The sequence below is a fragment of the Streptomyces sp. NBC_01717 genome, from assembly GCF_036248255.1.
Lineage (GTDB): Bacteria > Actinomycetota > Actinomycetes > Streptomycetales > Streptomycetaceae > Streptomyces.
Genome location: NZ_CP109178.1, coordinates 2,294,489 through 2,310,134 on the forward strand (window position 1 = coordinate 2,294,489; position 15,646 = coordinate 2,310,134).

Genomic DNA, 15,646 nt, shown 5'->3' on the forward strand with positions numbered 1-15,646 from the left:
CACCGTGTCTCAGCTCTCCTTGTCGTCCGCGCCCGCTTCGGTGCCTTTCCGGGCACGAGCGGGCGCGGCCCGTTTCGCCACGGGCTTCGCGGCAGCCTTCGCGGTCTTGGCCGCGGCGCGCTTTCGCGTGGGAGCGGCCGCCTTTGGCGCCACGTCAGGCGCGGCCTCCGGTTCGGGCGAGGGCTCGGGCGAGGTCTCGGGTTCCGCGGCCTCCGGCCGCCCCGGCGGCACCGGCGCGCCTGGTGCCCCGAACGGCAGCACCTTCACCGTCCGCCGCTCCACCGGCTTCGCCGGGACCGGCCTCTCGCGGCCCTCGATCAGGACCAGCGACGCCTGATACGCCACCGACAGGGTGTACGGGGTCTGGTGGAGCATCCCCCACAGCTTCGACGTCTCGTCGATGTCCATCACCGTCGGCGTGAACCGCACCTTCTGCGGCGAGTCCGCCAGATCAGTGCCCGCGAGATACGGCCGCTCCGCCGCGAGTTCGATCAACTCCTTCGGCAGCAACGGGATTTCGTGGAGTGTCCGCACCACGCAGCCGATCAGCCGATGCCCGACCAGCTCCGCCTCCTCCCCGTACGCGCTGATCAGAAAATGCAGATCCAGCGCGGTGGCGGGCCGCTTGAGCAGCGTGCCGTCCGATGCGCGCGTCGGCAGGTCGGTGTGGCGCATCGAGGGGTTCGGGGTGACCTGGTACAGGAAGACGTTGATGGTCGGCTCGGCCGGCGGCTCGGCCGGCGGTTTACGGGTCTCGACCTTTACCGCGATGTCCATCTCGGGGCTCAGGTTGTTCTCGATCAGCAGGGCCAGTGCCTGGGTGACCGTCGCGATGGCGAGTGCGTTGCTCATGACCTCAGTCCCTCTTCTCGCCGCGTGACAGGTAGTCGTCCAGCGTCAGCGCGGGCGCGCGCCGTCCGGTGTGGTCGGGGTGGCCGCCGGCGGGACGGCTCGCACCGGGCGGTGGGGCCGCGCTCACCTCCAGGCGGCCGATCTGTACGTGTACGACGCGTTCGGCGGGCCGCGGCGGGCGCCGCCCCACTCCGTTCTGCGCCGCACCCCGTGCCGCGGCCGTATCGGCGCCGCGCGGCCGGGCAGGTGCGGAGGCGGCCGGGGCAGCCGTGTCCGCCGCGCGCGGCACGGCAGCGGCCCGCGTCCGCGGCGCATCGGCCACCGGTACGGCGTCACCCCGCCGTGCCGCCCGCGGAGCATCCGAGTCGGCCGGGCGGGTCGCCGAGGGGGCGGCCGTGGCCGGTCGCAACAACGGGCCCGTGACCGGCGCGGGTGGCGCCGCCCGCCGCTCGGGTTCACCCGGAACGGCCGCCGCCTCGGTCCGTACGACGGTCTCGCGATCCGTCCGTACCTCGCGCTCGTGCCGTACCGACTCGGCCGGTCCGAAGGCAGGCCGGGGCGCCGACGGAATCAGCGCCGCCGGCTCGTCCGGCTCCGGCGGCCCGCTCCGCACCGCCTCGACCCGTTCGAACGGGCCGGGCAGCCGCGGCCGGACCCGCGCCGCGCCACCGCCGGCCGCGGGCACCGGTGTGTACCGGGCGAGCAGCCGGTCGAAGTAGTCAGGCATCTGCGCACAGCTCCAGGTAGTAGCGACGCCGCAGCGGGCTGAGCGCCAGAATCTCCGGCTCGCTCCACCCGTAGGCGGTGGCGAGCAGATGGACGTCGAGCATCAAGTCACGTGCCCAGGTGTCCAGTTCGGTCCACAGGTAGGAGGTGATGTCCAGCTCGGCCGGGGTGGCCTCACCGCACTCGGGGCAGGCGACGTTCAGCGTCACGTCGGACGCCGGGTCCGCCGAAGCCGCTGTCTCCGCGAGCTGTCGCTGTACGCGCTCGGACAGCAGGGCGGCCAGCCGCTCGGGCGAGACCGCCTCGCCGTCCCGTACGGCCGACACGGTGCAGCGCGCCATGAGCAGCCGACGGGCTCCGTCGGGATCGGGCACCGCGCCGGCCACCGCGAGGTCGGCGACGGTGGGCAGCCGGAACTCGATCGTCCACCCGTCCTCCTCCACTCGCAGCGGCCCGCCCGGCGTCCGCGTGCGGGTGCCGAACAGCGTCGCGTCGAGGTCGAACTCCATGGCCTCGCCGCACTCCGTGCACTCGACCCGCACCTGCATGCGCTCGCCGAACAGCGCCCGGCGCAGCGCGAACAGATCCGCCTCCCGTTCGCCGATCGGCATCGACAGCAACGCGTCGGTGCCGGCCCCGGGGCGGGCCGCCCGGTGCAGCAGCAGAGACCTTCCCGAGTCGTGCTGCGCAAGCCCGGCCTCCCAGGTGGCGAGCAGTTCGGCCGGCCCCGTCGGCGTCATCCCTCATTCCTCCGGTGCAAAGACGTCGCTCAGGCGGGATGGGTGAACGAGGGCTCGACCGGCTCCTCCACCTCGTAGTCCCGCTCCCAGCCCTCGCATTCGAGCTTGACGCTCTGGATGGCGACGGCATTGGCGTTGGCATCCAGCTCGCCGAGGACCTGGTATTCGCTGACCCAGGCCCGGTAGAGCTTGTGCGAGACGGCCACCTGCCCGGCCTCGTTGAGGACCTGGATGATGATGTCCTTGCGGAAGTCCCGCAGCGAGACCTCCGAGCCGAGCCCGGCCCCGACCTGCCAGACCTTGTTGGCCCACCGGTCGAATTCGGGGTCGTGGGTGACACCGCGTTCGAGCGTGACGCCCTCGAACTCGGAGCGGCCCGGCGACTTGCGCGGTGAACTCGGGTCACCGCCGTGGCGGTGCTTGACCACCTCGGTGGTGCGCTTCAGAGGACTGATCTTGCTGATGCCCGCGACCGTTCGACCGTCCCAGAGGACCAGGAACTTGAAATTCTTGTAGGGGTCGAAGCGATGGGCGTTTATCTGGAACTCAGCCATCGGTTTCCTTCGTGTTCCTTCTTCTTGGTTACGGGAGGTCGAACTGCCCGGCCATCTGCTGGATCTTCACGATGACGAACTCCGCGGGCTTCACCGGTGCGATGCCGATGACGACGTTGACGACACCGGCGTCGATATCGGCGTCCGTGGTGGTGTCCTTGTCGCACTTGACGAAGTACGCCTCGCGCGGAGTACCGCCCTTGAACGCACCCTGCCGGAACAGGTCGTTGAGGTACGCGGACGCCTTCAGCCGGATCTGCTGCCAGAGCTGCTCGGCGTTGGGCTCGAAGACGACCCACTGCAGACCTCGGTACAGGCTCTCCTCGACATGCAGCGCGAGTCGGCGCACCGGCACGTACTTCCACTCGCTGTCGAGCGCATCCGCGCCTTCGAGCGTGCGGGCACCCCACACCAGCGGGCCGACCACGGGGAAGGTGCGCAGGCAGTTGATGCCCAGCGGATTGAGCAGCCCGTTCTCGCGGTCGGTGAGCTTGACCGTCAGCGACCGCACGCCGGCGAGCCGCGCCTCGGTCCCGGCCGGCGCCTTCCAGACACCGCGCTCGCCGTCGGTCCGGGCGATGACACCTGCGACGGCACCCGAGGGCGGGAAGGAACGCAGCCGACCGGTCAGCGGGTCGTTGAGCTGCAGATGCGGGTAGTACAACCCCGCGTGATTGCTGCGTACGGGCTCGAACGCGCCGATGCCGGCCCGCGCGGCGTCCACGCTGCCCCAGGTCGACGGCGAGTCGACGAGCAGGAAGATCCGCCGCTCCCGGCACAGCTGCTCGGCCGCGGAGAGCACAGTGACCATGTCATCGGTCGACTCGTACGCCGAAAGCTCGGGCAGGGCCAGCAGGTTGACGTCGTCCACGTCACGCAGTGCCTGGACGCCGGTCTTGCGCACCTCGCTGCCGATCAGGTCGCGCGGCCCGGGTGGGTCACCGTCCTTGCCGCCCTGCAGCGGGAAGACGGGCGGGTTGACCGAGGCTTCGAGCCCCAGATCGTTGGCGCACTCGCCGATGAAGCGCACCACGTCGTCGGGATCGACGGACCCGGCGACGACCTGGAGACGCCGTCCGAAGGCACTGACCTCGGCCCCGGCGAAAGCGTGCTTCCCCGGAGCGTCCGGCAGCGCGCGCAGCTTGCGCTCCAGCAGCAGGGCCAGCTCGGTCACGTTGCTCGGCGGCTCACCGTCGCGGTCCGGTTCGTAGAGCGTGAACTCGCGCTCCACATCTCCGAACTTGACTTTCAACTCGACGTTCAAGTCAGGCAGTCCCGCCGCGAAGGGCTTGGATACCGTGCCGGACGGGTCGGGCCTGCCCTCGTCGAGGGCCTTCGCCCGGACGAGGGAGGAACCCGCGTTGACGACCGTCTCCACGAAGCGGCCGTGGCCGGCGTCCATCGAGAGCCCGGTGAACGACTCGCGGGCCCCGCCGCGGGCATCGAGTATCTGGAGATTGAACGTTCTGTCCGGATCCGGGGTGTCGTGGTCGACGGCCACCCGCAGGCCGGAGCCCCAGACGCCGGGCTCCTTGGCGTGCACCTCCAGCACCGGGCACTCACTGCGTCCCTCGGTGGAGTGGAGGGTGACGCAGGCATCCTCACCGGTACCGCTCTTGGCCACCCGGACGACGACCGCGACCGTGCCGCCGTTGCCGAAGAACTGATGCACCGCATAGCCGACCGCACTCTGTGAGGTGAGTCCGCCGAAGCGACGCTCGAAGTCCGCGAAGCTACTGACCCGCACCGGTTGATTGAGCGGACCTCGGCGGGTGTGCCCCACGAACGCGGTCACCGAAGTGGTGACCGATGCGATGGTGCGGATGCTGCTGGGAAGTTCCTCGATGTAAACGCCGGGATAGCCCATGTGCGTCGGCATTCCCCCTCCATTTCCCCTCGCGCACCGAGCAACGGCGAGAGGAAGTGAAGGAAATGTGCACGCGCGCACCCAGCCGCATACACGATCCCCTTTTGTTTCCCCCGTCGTTCACCCCGTGCAATATCGGTCTCGCAGGGCCATCTGCATGCGCAGGCGCCGGTGGCTCCTGATGCATGAGTTCCTCAGGGGAGTCTGTTACGCGCCCCAAGGGCAGGTCAAGGGAGTGAATAGGCCATCCGGCGATGACTGTCGGAGGAATCGACCACGGGTTATTTCACGTGGTCAGAGCATTTCACCGGCGGAATATGAAGATTGAATTCACGACCGCTTCACAGGAAGGTCGGCACCTGGGAGGGAAACAAGCCGAATGGGCTAGTTGACGGCGCGCCGCCTTCCATTCCGCCGGATCCGGGGCAGGAGTGCGGGGCGCAGCGGTGCCGGCGGCAGGTACCGTAGAAGAACGATTTCGTGGGCCTCCTGGCGGGCTGCGTACACCCAGGAGGAGTTCATGACGACGAACCGCGGACGCAAGGACGTCATCCGCGACCGGATGGCCGCCACCGGCGAGTCGTACAACGTGGCCGCCCGCAATCTCAAGGCGATGAAGGACATGGGCGCCACCCGGGACGCCGTCCTCACCCAGCGCTGGCATCCGGCGGACTCGCTCGATGTGCCGTGCCCTTGCGGCGGGACGTGCGAGCCGGGCGAGAGCTGCGAGCGCTGTCACGCCCGGCACCGGCACGTGGCGCGCTACCCCGGCAGCGTCACCGACGTGGAGACGTGGGTGGACCGGTACGACTGTCTGGGCTGCTCGTCCTCGTACACGCTGACCGTCGTGCTGCGCGGCCGCCCCTGGGGCGTCGCCGAGACCGTGGTCCAGGGCGGGGCGGCGGAGCCGGTGGTCAGGGCGCGGGTGTTCCCCGGCGTCGCCCATCCGCTGCTGCGCCCCGAGACCTCCCAGGACGACTGACCGGCTGCGGGCGGATGCGCCTCGCAGCCGGGCGTCGCGTCAGCTCTCGTCCGGTGCCAGGCGCAGCGAGATCGAGTTGATGCAGTACCGCTGGTCGGTCGGCGTGGGGTACCCCTCGCCCTCGAAGACGTGCCCCAGGTGCGAGCCGCAGCGCGCGCACCGCACCTCGGTGCGGACCATGCCGAGACTGCGGTCCTGGATCAGCTCGACCGCGTCCGTGTCCTTCGGGTCGTAGAAGGACGGCCAGCCGCAGTGCGACTCGAACTTCGTGTCCGAGCGGAACAGCTCGCCGCCACAGGCCCGGCAGGAGTAGACGCCGGCCGTCTTCGTGTCGGTGTACTCACCGACGAACGCCGGTTCGGTCCCGGCCTGGCGCAGGACCGCGTACTCCGCGGGCGTCAGCTCCGCCCGCCATTCCTCGTCCGGCTTCTCGATGTCGTACGACACGGTGGCTCCCTCAGCTCGACAGGTGGTCCAGGATCTGCGGGCCGAGGTCCGTGACGTCGCCCGCGCCCATGGTGAGAACGAGGTCGCCGGGCTTCGCCATTCCCGCGATGGCCTCGGGGACCGCCGACTTGTCGTGGACGGCGGTGACGTCGGCGCCGGCCGCCTTCGCCGCGTCGATGATCAGGGTGCTGGTGACGCCGGGGATCGGGTCCTCGCGGGCCGGGTAGATGTCCAGGACCACGGAGGCGTCGGCGAGGGCGAGGGCCTGGCCCATCTCCGTACCGAGCTCCTGGGTGCGGGAGAAGAGATGCGGCTGGAAGACGACCAGCAGGCGCGAGTCGGAAGCGGCGCCGCGCATCGCTTCGAGGTCGGCGGTCATCTCCGTCGGGTGGTGCGCGTACGAGTCGATGACCTGGACGCCCGCAGCCTCGCCCTTGAGCTGGAGGCGGCGCTTGACCCCGGTGTACTTGCCGAGCGCTGAGGCCAGGTTGTGGGCCGGGATGCCCAGTGCGACACCGGCGGCCAGCGCGGCGACCGCGTTGTGGGCGTAGTGGCTGCCCGGGACGGAGACCGTGAAGGTGAGGAACTTGCCGTTCAGGACGACCGTGACTTCGCTGGTCAGACCGCGCGGGGTGATCTTGTGGACGCGTACGTCGGCGGTCTCGGACTCGCCGTACGTGACGATGTTCAGGGAGGAGAGATCGCGTACGCGCCTCGTCAGCTCGACCGCGCCGGACTGGTCCGCGGAGACGACCAGGGTGCCACCGGGGACGATCTTCCCGACGAACGTCTCGAAGGAGTCGTAGATCTCGTCCATCGAGGCGTAATTCGCGTGGTGGTCCAGTTCCACGTTGAGAACGATCGCGACCTCGGGGTCGTACTTCTGGAAGCTGCGGTCGCTCTCGTCGGCCTCGGCGACGAAGATGTCGCCCTCGCCGTGCGTCGCGTTGGTGCCGGGGCCGGCCAGGTCGCCGCCGATGGCGTACGACGGGTCGAGGCCCAGCTCGGAGAGGGCGACGGCCAGCATCGACGTGGTGGTCGTCTTGCCGTGGGTGCCGGCGACGGCGATGGCGCGCAGGCCCTGCATCAGCGAGGCGAGCGCGTCCGATCGGTGCACGACGGGGATCGACAGCTCGGCGGCGCGCAGCAGCTCCGGGTTGTCGGCGCGGATGGCGCTGGAGACGACCACGCAGGTCGCGTCGTCCGCCAGATGACCGGCGGCGTGCCCGACCTGGACGGTCGCGCCCAGTGCCCGCAGGGCCTCGGCCGTACCGGACTCCTTGGCGTCGCTGCCCGCGACCTTCGCGCCGCGCCGGGCGAGGATCTTCGCGATGCCCGACATTCCGGCGCCGCCGATGCCGATGAAGTGCGGTCGTTCCATGGCGGCAGGAATACCGGGTGCCATGCGCGTATCTCCCAAAAGTTGTGGTGCGACGCCTCCAGCCTATTCGCTGTGCGCGAAGAGTTTGAGCACGGGGACGCCGACCTTGTGCCGGGCCCTGGACGCCCAGTCGCGGTGGAAGAACTCCTCCACGTAGTGCGGGGCGGTCAGCACGATGACCTCGTCGGCCTCCGCCTCGTCGACCACGGCCTTCAGCTTGTCCAGCGGGTGGTCCTCGACCACCTGCCCGACCGCTTGGGAGCCCGCCTTGCGCAGCGCGGCGAGCGAGACCTCGAGGGCCAGCTCGGCGGACTGCCTGGCGTCCTTGCCCTCGGGCTCCCCGAGCTCGCGGGCCGCTTCCTTCAGCTCGCCGATGGCCACGTCGTCGATGGCGCGCAGCAGTACGTCCGCCTGGTCACCGCGCGGCTGCATCAGTACGACGAACGAGGTCCCCTCGTCCCCGTGGAGGGTGGTGACGAACTCGACGTCCTCGGAAGTGAGGGGCTTCTCGATCATCAAAACGCTGGTGAACACCACAGGCGCCCTTCTGCTCCATCGGCCGTCGCAGGCCGCTGCCGAAACCGTCCTTCCCCGTGCGGGCACGGGGACTGCGAGAGCTATTGTGCCCACCGGAAGCTAACCGGAACGGGATATTCCGATGATTGTCAGATCCGACGGTACCGAGTGAACAGGAACCCGGCCTCCTCCAGCAGCGACGCCAGGGTGAATCGTTCCGGCACCGCCACCGCCGGACCTCCGGCGATCCGCTGGGCGTCCCCGGCGGTCAGCATCGGCGAGAGGGTCAGACACAGCTCGTCCAGCACCCCCGCAGCGATGAACTGACCGAGCAACCGGGGTCCGCCCTCCGCCAGCTGCCGGTCGAGCCCGCGGTCCGCGAGTTCCCGTACGGCCCTGACGGGGTCCACCCGGGAGCCCTCCCCCGCGGTCACCACCTCGGCGCCCGCCTTCCGGGCCGCTTCGATCCGAGCCGGCGGCGCGCCGTTGCCGGTGAGGACGAGGGTCGGGACGAGCGGCGAGACGAACAGCGGAAGCGAGAAGTCCAGATCCAGACTGCCGCTGACCACGGCGATCGCCGGTGCGGGCCCCTGCCCGGCCGCCGCCCGCCGCGCGGCGAAGGCCTCCCGGGCCCGGGCCGGCCGGTAACCCTCCATGCGCACGGTCTCCGCACCCACCACGACGACATCGGCCAGCCCGCGCAACGTACCGAAGATCCGCATGTCCGTCTCGCAGGAGATCGGCTGCGAGCGGCCGTCGTGCTGGGCGGCGCCGTCGAGCGTGGAGACCATGTTGGCGCGCAGCCACGGACCGTCCCCTTCGGGGTACGCATAGGCGTCGGCCAGCTCGTCCAGACTCCACTCCCCCGCTTCGGCAGCCGGTGTCTGGTCGGTCACAGGGAAGAGGCGTCGCATTCGTGCAGTCTCGCACGGCGCTTAAGCTTGACAGCTGTGTCGTCATCCACCGCCGTGCCTGGGCAGAGTCCCATAGCCGAAACGGCCCCGCTGTCCCTGTGCGCCCTTGAGCCGCACGTCCCTGCCGACCGTCTGGTCGCCGAGATGGTGCCGCCGCCGCGCTTCGACTCGGTGCGCTTCGACACGTACGTCCCCGACCCCGACCAGCCCAGTCAGGTCGAGGCGGTCAAGGTCCTCAGCGGGTTCGCGACCGGGCTCGGCGGCGCGCACGCGACCGGTACCGGCAAGCGCAAGTGGTTCGGCAGGAAGGCTGCGCCGGTGGCCGGACCGCTCGGCGTGTATCTCGACGGCGGTTACGGAGTCGGCAAGACGCACCTGCTGGCCTCGCTCTGGCACGCCACGCCCGCCGCCCCGTCGCTCAAGGCGTTCGGCACCTTCGTGGAGCTGACAAATCTGGTCGGCGCCCTGGGCTTCCAGCAGACCGTGCAGACACTCAGCGGGCACCGGCTGCTCTGCATCGACGAATTCGAGCTCGACGACCCGGGCGACACCGTCCTCGTGTCGTCGCTGCTCAGCAGGCTGGTCGAAGCGGGGGTCGCGCTGGCCGCCACCTCCAACACGCTGCCCGGCAAGCTCGGCGAGGGGCGCTTCGCCGCCGCCGACTTCCTGCGGGAGATCCAGGGCCTGTCCTCGCACTTCCGTCCGCTGCGGATCGACGGCGAGGACTACCGGCACCGTGGGCTGCCCGCGGCCCCCGCCCCGTACTCCGACGAGCAGGTCACCAGGGCGGCGTACGCCACCGCGGGCGCGAGTCTGGACGACTTCCCGGCACTGCTCGACCATCTGGCCCGTGTCCATCCGAGCCGGTACGGGGCGCTGACGGACGGCGTCCGGGCGGTCTGCCTCACCGACGTGCAGCCGGTGCCGGACCAGTCGACGGCGCTGCGGCTCGTGGTACTCGCCGACCGGCTGTACGACCGGGAGATACCGGTGCTCGCCTCCGGGCTCCCGTTCGACCGGCTGTTCAGTGACGAGATGCTGAACGGGGGGTACCGGAAGAAGTACTTCCGGGCGATCTCCCGGCTGACGGCGCTGGCGCGCGACGCAAAGGGACTGGTGGCGCAGTAGGTTCGGATGCGGTAACTCCATCATCCGAAGGGAACCAGCATGGCAACCACGCGTCAGGCGCACACGGTCTGGGAAGGCAACCTGATCGAGGGCGAGGGCGTTGTCACGTTCGACTCCTCCGGCATCGGGGACTACGCGGTGTCGTGGCCGTCCCGCGCGGAAAAGGCGAACGGCAAGACCAGCCCGGAGGAGCTCATCGCGGCGGCGCACTCCAGTTGCTTCTCGATGGCGCTGTCCAACGGTCTGACCACGGCCGGCAACGCGCCGACCCGGCTGAACACCCAGGCCGAGGTCACGTTCCAGCCCGGCACCGGCATCACCGGCATCCACCTCACCGTGCAGGGCGAGGTGCCCGGTCTCGACGAGGCGGGCTTCGTCAAGGCTGCCGAGGACGCCAAGGCGAACTGCCCGGTCAGCCAGGCGCTCACGGGCACGACGATCACCCTGACCGCTTCGCTCGTCTGATCCCACGGGCCACGGCAGGCCCACGACGCGTCACCAGGCACAGTGACCCGCATGGTTCCCGCGCGGCGATGCGCGTGGTACACACATGCGGGTCACTTCTCCTGTCCGCCAGCAGGGAGTTGCCTCATGTCATCTGCACCAGCACGACGACTCGCAACACGCCGACAGGTCCTGGCCGGCAGCGGCGCGACCGCTGTCTCGATCGCCTTCGCCGGGGCCTTCTCCGAACTCTTCGCGGGCACCGCCGCCGCCCGTGGCCACAGGGGCTACGGACCGCTGGTCCCCGACCCGGACGGCCTGCTCGACCTGCCGAAGGGGTTCCGCTACCGGGTGCTGTCCCGGGAGGGCGACCGGCTCCGCTCCGGCGAGGGCCCGGTGCCCAGCAACCACGACGGCATGGCCGCCTTCGCCGGCCACCGGGGCCGCGTCCACCTCGTCCGCAACCACGAGAACCGGGTCACCGCGAAGATCGCGGTCCCGGCCGTCGACGGCCTCACCTACGACCCGATGGGCAAGGGCGGCTGCACAGCACTGGAGCTCGACAGCCGCGGCGCCGTCCTCGGTGAACGCGTGGCCATCGCCGGCACCGCGGTGAACTGCGCGGGCGGCCGCACCCCTTGGAACACCTGGCTGACCTGCGAGGAGACCGAGGACCGGGCCGGCACCAACGGCTACACCAAGGACCACGGCTTCATCTTCGAGGTGGACGGCGCCGACCCGCACCGCACCGGAGCCGTGCCACTCACCGCGATGGGCCGGTTCCAGCACGAGGCGATCGCGATCGATCCGAACAACGGGATCGTCTACGAGACGGAGGACGCGTTCGAGAAGCCGTTCGGGCTCTTCTACCGCTTCCTGCCGGAGAAACCACTGGGCGGCACGGGCTCCTTGCGGGCCGGCGGCGAACTGCAGGCCATGCGGGTGCCCGGCGTCCCCGACCTCTCCGTCATCCAGGAGACCGGTGCGAGCTTCGACCGGATCGAGTGGGTCCCCGTACCGGATCCGCAGGCCGCGGGAACGCCCATCCGGCTGCAGGACTTCGGCCCGAAGGGCATCACGCATGCCCAGAAGCTGGAGGGCTGCTACTGGGGCGGCTCGTCGGTCTACTTCGTCTCCAGCTTCGCGCAGAGTGCGGCGGGGTCGGCGGCCGACCACTTCGGCCAGGTGTGGCGGTACGAACCGAAGCGCCGCCGCCTCACCCTGGTGGTCGTGTTCGGCCCGGGTACGGATGTCCAACTGCCCGGCGAGTCCCCCGACAACATCTGCCTGACGTCCGACGGCGGGCTGATGGTGTGCGAGGACGGCAACGGCGCCCAGCATGTGTTCGGTGTGACGCGGAGCGGCGAGGTGTACGCGATGGCGCGCGGCCGGCAGAACATCGGTACGCCCCAGGAGCCCGAGTGGGGCGAGTTCGCCGGGGTCACGTTCGCGCCGGACGGCGGAACGATGTTCGTCAACTGCTACACGCCCGGGACGACGTTCGCCGTGACGGGCCCTTGGCGCTGATGCGCTGAGCGGTACGGGGCGGCGGGCGGCACCGTCCGCCGCCCCGTACCGGATCGGTCCGCGGGCGCCCGCCTGGGGCCACATCAACTCCAGGAAGGACAGCGGCTGATGCCTCGGTCGGCGTCCTCCGTGCGCGTCCGGTGGCTCGTCAGCCCGAGCAGGCCGTGCGCTGCGCCTCCTGCCACTCGCAGACCGGGCAGAGCGTGATCCCCTTGACCGACTCCGGATACTCGGTCGGCTCCCGGCACAGCACACACTCGGCGTACGGAGGTCCTGATTCCGCTGCGCCGGCAGCCACCGGCACCGGCCTCGCGCCGGGCGTCTCGCAGTACGACTCGTCCATGCGCACGAGCCTAAGGGCTGTCCCGCAGCGAAGTGAGCCGGCAGACGACCGTCCCCACCGCCGCGGCCACGGCGGCGGCGCAGATCAGCGGCACGACAGGGATGTGGACCGCCCCGGTCAGCGATCCGGTGACCAGCCCCGTGACCGCGTACTTCGCGGGCGAGCCGGTGGTCACCAGGGACAGCAGGGCGGCGAGCGCGGTGGCCGCGATCGACCAGCCGCGGCGGTGCAGCACCGGGCGCGTGCACAGCGCGCCGACCGCCGCTCCGAGCAACGCGCAGCAGGCGGCGGCGAGCAGCCCGGCGAGTCCGGCGAGCAGCAGCGGAACGCGGACCGTGTGGTCGGCGTTGGCCGGATCGCTGATCAGCAGCACGATCGCGGTGGCCGCCGTACCCAGCAGTCCGGCGCAGCCCACGGCGGTGAGCAGCGATGCCAGGTGGACCTTCGGCTGCCCGGCCACGGCGGCGGCGACGGTCCGGGCGGCGGGCGGCTCCTGGGTGGCGCAGAGCTGGACGAGCCAGGCGGTGACCGGCAGGAGCGCGGCGGCGGCGTAACCGAGTGAGTCGAGCACGGGCTGCCCCGACTGGACTCCCACGGCGAGGAGGACCGCGTACAGCAGGACGGGGGCGAGCCAGCGCTGGGAGCGGAGCAGCAGGGCGGCCTGGTAGCGGATCAGCGCGGTCATGGGATCCGGGACGATTCGGTTCGGGGTGCCGGTTCCGGTGCTGCCGCCGCCGACAGCTGCCGGATGTGCCACGGCGGCCGGGCCGTCAGCAGGGCACGAAGGAGCGCGTCCGAGTGCACGGCCGCGACCATGAGCCGCAGGGTGCCGTCGGGTCCGGGTTCCTGCACGGGGGCGCCGGGCAGCCCAGCCGGAAGGGTGGTCCCGGACGCACCGGTGACCTCGATCCGTACCCGCGGCCCGGTCTCGTACGCCGCCTCCCGCGCCGCTACGGGGACGAGCCCGAGCCCCTCGACCCGGTGGGTAGTGTCGATCACGCCCGCCAGCCGGCGCGGATCGTGGTCGACGAAGACGACGGTGGCTCCGGCCGTGACCCGTTCCGCGACGGCGCGGTCCAGTTCGTCGCGGGCGGCGGTGTCCAGGCCGGTCCATGCCTCGTCCAGGACGAGGAGTTCCGGTTCGGCGAGGAGGGCCTGGGCCACGGCGACCTTCTGGCTGGTGCCCTTGGAGAGTTCCGACAGCGGTGTACGGGCATGGTCGGCGGCCCCGAACCGGGCCAGCCATGCCTGCGCCCGCCCGGTCGCCTCGGCGGTGCGCAGGCCGTGGATCCGGCCCAGGTGGACGAGGTACCCGGCCGCGGTGAAGGGCAGCGCCGCCGGGAAACGCTCGGGAACGTAGGCCGTACGCGGCCTGCGGCCGGTGATCCGCCCCTCGGTCGGGGCGTCGATCCCCGCGAGCAGCCTCAGCAGGGTCGATTTGCCCGAACCGTTGGCGCCCTCGATCCGGATCAGGGTGTGCGCGGGCAGGTCGAGGTCGACCCCGCGCAGCACCCACGGTCCGCCGAGGCCGTAGCGACGGCCCACCCCGGTCAGGTTCAGTTGGCCGATGCCTTCTCGGGCTTGAGCTCACTGGGCCGTACGATCACGAACCCCTCGCCGTCCAGCCTCAGTTGGACGGCCTCCCCGGAGCCGCCGCGGATCATCGAGCCGAAGCTCTGCGAGCGGTGCAGCGACGTGGCCAGTTGGCTGCTCCAGCCGACCACGGCGTCCGTATCGACGCACACCGGCTGCTGAGCCGTGACCGGGATCACTATGGGATGCCCCTCACACATCAGGCCGAGCTTGCCGTAGCCGCTGAAGACGCTGTTGAAGATTCCGCCGCCGGTCATTCCGGCACCCTTCACCGTCTTGATCTCGTACGAGAGCGTGGCGTCGAAACACAGGACGTTGCGACCGTTGATGGTGAGGACGTCGCCCTGCTCCATCTCCACGATGAAGCAGTTGGCGGCCTCGTGGGCGAACCACGCCTCGCCCTGGCCGCGGACCGCCATCAGCGGCAGGCCCTCTCCGGTGACGGCGCGCTTGAGCATGCCGCCGAGGCCCTGCCCCTTGCGCTCGAACTGCAGATCGCCGCGGAAGGCGACCATCGATCCCTGCCGTGCGTGCATCTCGCCGTTCACGGCGTACTTGATGGACTTCGTGTTCTGCAGGGTCATTCCCGGGGCGGTTGCCGGCTTGACCATGTTCTCGCTGGAAAAGAGATCGCTCTTCATGCGGTGCATCCTCACCCGGAGCGATTCATTCCGCCAAGGAGCCGGGAAACCCGGGAGAGGGACGGCTGGCAGACTTGGACGAGTGAGCAGCAACGACACCTCCCCTCCCCTGTCCCAGCCGGACTCCTCGGCCCGGTCGGGCGCCACGTCCACGTCCGTCTCCCCCTTCCAGTCCGAGCGGAACAGCCGGGACGACGCCCCGCAGTACGTACTGCCGCTGGTCGTGCACATCGAGAAGACCGACCCCCCGGCCCGCACCGACGCACTGCGCACCGCCGCCCGCGCCGTCCTCGTGATGCTCTCCGACGAGCGGTCCGTCGGCGAGGGCGAGTGGGCGCAGGCCATCCACGACTGGCAGGACGCCCGGATCCGCAAGGTCGTGCGCCGGGCGCGCGGCGCGGAGTGGCGCAAGGCGTCCGCTCTTCCCGGCATCACGGTCACGGGCGAGAGCGCCGAGGTACGGGTGTTCCCGCCGGTGCCGCTGGACGGCTGGCCGAAGGAGCTGGCCAAGCTCCAGGTGTCGGGCACGGACCTGGACGACCCCGAGCCGCCCGCCGCACCCGACCCGTCCGGCCCCGTGCTCTGGCTGAACCCGGAGCTCGGCATGTCCGCGGGCAAGGAGATGGCGCAGGCCGGGCACGGCGCACAGCTCGCCTGGTGGGAGCTGTCGGAGACGGAGCGCAAGGCCTGGCGCGAGGACGGGTTCCCGCTCTCCGTCGCCACCCCGGACGCCGCCCGCTGGGCGGAACTCACCGTGAGCGGACTTCCGGTGGTGCGCGACGCCGGCTTCACGGAGATCGCCCCGGGGTCCTGCACGGTGGTCGCCGACCATCCGGCGCTGCGTCGCTGAGCGTCCGGCATGCGCCGTTGAACGCTCCGGTGCGCCGCTGCGTATCTCCCGATACTGCCCCACCGACGCTACTGACCAGTATCTTGAGCGACCAGTCAGGCGCCGGTCGTTGGAACCGGCAGTCGATTCGACGCCGTCACA

The 15,646-nt window shown here is 70.6% G+C and carries 18 protein-coding genes; 5 read left to right on the top strand and 13 right to left on the bottom strand.

The features are described from left to right. Positions 1-9: 9 nt before the first annotated feature. The 5 genes from OHB49_RS10465 to OHB49_RS10485 are packed head-to-tail and all read right to left on the bottom strand — an operon-like array spanning position 10 to position 4,751. Complete coding sequence (locus OHB49_RS10465; protein ID WP_329159701.1) at positions 10-852, bottom strand: DUF4255 domain-containing protein; 843 nt, start codon at positions 850-852, stop codon at positions 10-12. 4 nt (positions 853-856) lie between these two features. Further along, positions 857-1,579, bottom strand: coding sequence for a hypothetical protein (locus OHB49_RS10470; RefSeq protein WP_329159703.1), 723 nt, complete (start codon positions 1,577-1,579; stop codon positions 857-859). Beyond that, a complete protein-coding gene (locus OHB49_RS10475; protein WP_329159705.1) occupies positions 1,572-2,318 on the bottom strand; it encodes a T4 family baseplate hub assembly chaperone in 747 nt (248 codons plus the stop codon). Before OHB49_RS10475 ends, OHB49_RS10470 begins: the two co-directional genes overlap by 8 nt. 29 nt (positions 2,319-2,347) lie before the next feature. After that, positions 2,348-2,872 carry a phage tail protein gene (locus OHB49_RS10480; protein ID WP_030352235.1) on the bottom strand — a complete coding sequence of 175 codons (525 nt, stop codon included), beginning with the start codon at positions 2,870-2,872 and terminating at the stop codon, positions 2,348-2,350. Between the two features lie 28 nt (positions 2,873-2,900). Continuing rightward, positions 2,901-4,751, bottom strand: a complete 1,851-nt coding sequence (locus tag OHB49_RS10485) for a phage tail sheath C-terminal domain-containing protein (protein ID WP_329159707.1) — start codon at positions 4,749-4,751, stop codon at positions 2,901-2,903. 508 nt (positions 4,752-5,259) lie between these two features. On the opposite strand from OHB49_RS10485, the gene OHB49_RS10490 reads away from it, so the two are divergent. Continuing rightward, positions 5,260-5,721: a hypothetical protein gene (locus tag OHB49_RS10490; RefSeq protein WP_329159709.1), complete on the top strand. Its 462-nt coding sequence runs from the start codon at positions 5,260-5,262 to the stop codon at positions 5,719-5,721. Between the two features lie 39 nt (positions 5,722-5,760). Here the strand turns inward: OHB49_RS10490 and msrB are convergent, their stop codons facing one another. The 4 genes from msrB to OHB49_RS10510 form a co-directional block, all read right to left on the bottom strand. Next, positions 5,761-6,168: a peptide-methionine (R)-S-oxide reductase MsrB gene (msrB, locus tag OHB49_RS10495; RefSeq protein ID WP_329159710.1), complete on the bottom strand. Its 408-nt coding sequence runs from the start codon at positions 6,166-6,168 to the stop codon at positions 5,761-5,763. Positions 6,169-6,178: 10 nt separating this feature from the next. Beyond that, positions 6,179-7,573: a UDP-N-acetylmuramate--L-alanine ligase gene (gene murC, locus OHB49_RS10500; protein ID WP_329159712.1), complete on the bottom strand. Its 1,395-nt coding sequence runs from the start codon at positions 7,571-7,573 to the stop codon at positions 6,179-6,181. A 39-nt stretch (positions 7,574-7,612) separates the two neighbouring features. Further along, positions 7,613-8,065: a hypothetical protein gene (locus OHB49_RS10505; RefSeq protein WP_030979276.1), complete on the bottom strand. Its 453-nt coding sequence runs from the start codon at positions 8,063-8,065 to the stop codon at positions 7,613-7,615. A 149-nt stretch (positions 8,066-8,214) separates the two neighbouring features. Beyond that, positions 8,215-8,979, bottom strand: a complete 765-nt coding sequence (locus OHB49_RS10510; protein ID WP_329159715.1) for a pyrimidine reductase family protein — start codon at positions 8,977-8,979, stop codon at positions 8,215-8,217. A 36-nt stretch (positions 8,980-9,015) separates the two neighbouring features. On the opposite strand from OHB49_RS10510, the gene zapE reads away from it, so the two are divergent. From zapE to OHB49_RS10525, 3 genes are all read left to right on the top strand, one after another. Then, positions 9,016-10,107, top strand: coding sequence for a cell division protein ZapE (zapE, locus tag OHB49_RS10515; protein WP_329159717.1), 1,092 nt, complete (start codon positions 9,016-9,018; stop codon positions 10,105-10,107). A 39-nt stretch (positions 10,108-10,146) separates the two neighbouring features. Then, entirely contained in the window at positions 10,147-10,572 is a 426-nt protein-coding gene (locus OHB49_RS10520; protein ID WP_030979282.1) for an OsmC family protein, read from the top strand. Positions 10,573-10,698: 126 nt separating this feature from the next. Further along, a complete protein-coding gene (locus tag OHB49_RS10525) occupies positions 10,699-12,078 on the top strand; it encodes an alkaline phosphatase PhoX (RefSeq protein ID WP_329159719.1) in 1,380 nt (459 codons plus the stop codon). A gap of 148 nt (positions 12,079-12,226) precedes the next feature. On the opposite strand, the gene OHB49_RS10530 is transcribed toward OHB49_RS10525, so the two are convergent. The 4 genes from OHB49_RS10530 to OHB49_RS10545 are packed head-to-tail and all read right to left on the bottom strand — an operon-like array spanning position 12,227 to position 14,655. Next, positions 12,227-12,421: a hypothetical protein gene (locus tag OHB49_RS10530; RefSeq protein WP_030979286.1), complete on the bottom strand. Its 195-nt coding sequence runs from the start codon at positions 12,419-12,421 to the stop codon at positions 12,227-12,229. Positions 12,422-12,431: 10 nt separating this feature from the next. Next, positions 12,432-13,106 (bottom strand): ABC transporter, encoded by a 675-nt coding sequence (locus OHB49_RS10535; RefSeq protein WP_329159723.1) that lies wholly within the window; start codon positions 13,104-13,106, stop codon positions 12,432-12,434. Further along, positions 13,103-13,933, bottom strand: a complete 831-nt coding sequence (locus tag OHB49_RS10540) for an ATP-binding cassette domain-containing protein (RefSeq protein WP_443079654.1) — start codon at positions 13,931-13,933, stop codon at positions 13,103-13,105. Before OHB49_RS10540 ends, OHB49_RS10535 begins: the two co-directional genes overlap by 4 nt. Positions 13,934-13,977: 44 nt before the next feature. Continuing rightward, positions 13,978-14,655, bottom strand: coding sequence for an AIM24 family protein (locus OHB49_RS10545; RefSeq protein ID WP_030917714.1), 678 nt, complete (start codon positions 14,653-14,655; stop codon positions 13,978-13,980). 82 nt (positions 14,656-14,737) lie between these two features. Between OHB49_RS10545 and OHB49_RS10550 the strand changes: the two genes are divergently transcribed. Continuing rightward, the gene (locus OHB49_RS10550) at positions 14,738-15,505 is read left to right on the top strand and encodes a peptidyl-tRNA hydrolase (protein ID WP_329159725.1); all 768 of its coding nucleotides are present in this window, start codon (positions 14,738-14,740) and stop codon (positions 15,503-15,505) included. The last annotated feature ends 141 nt before the right edge of the window (positions 15,506-15,646 follow it).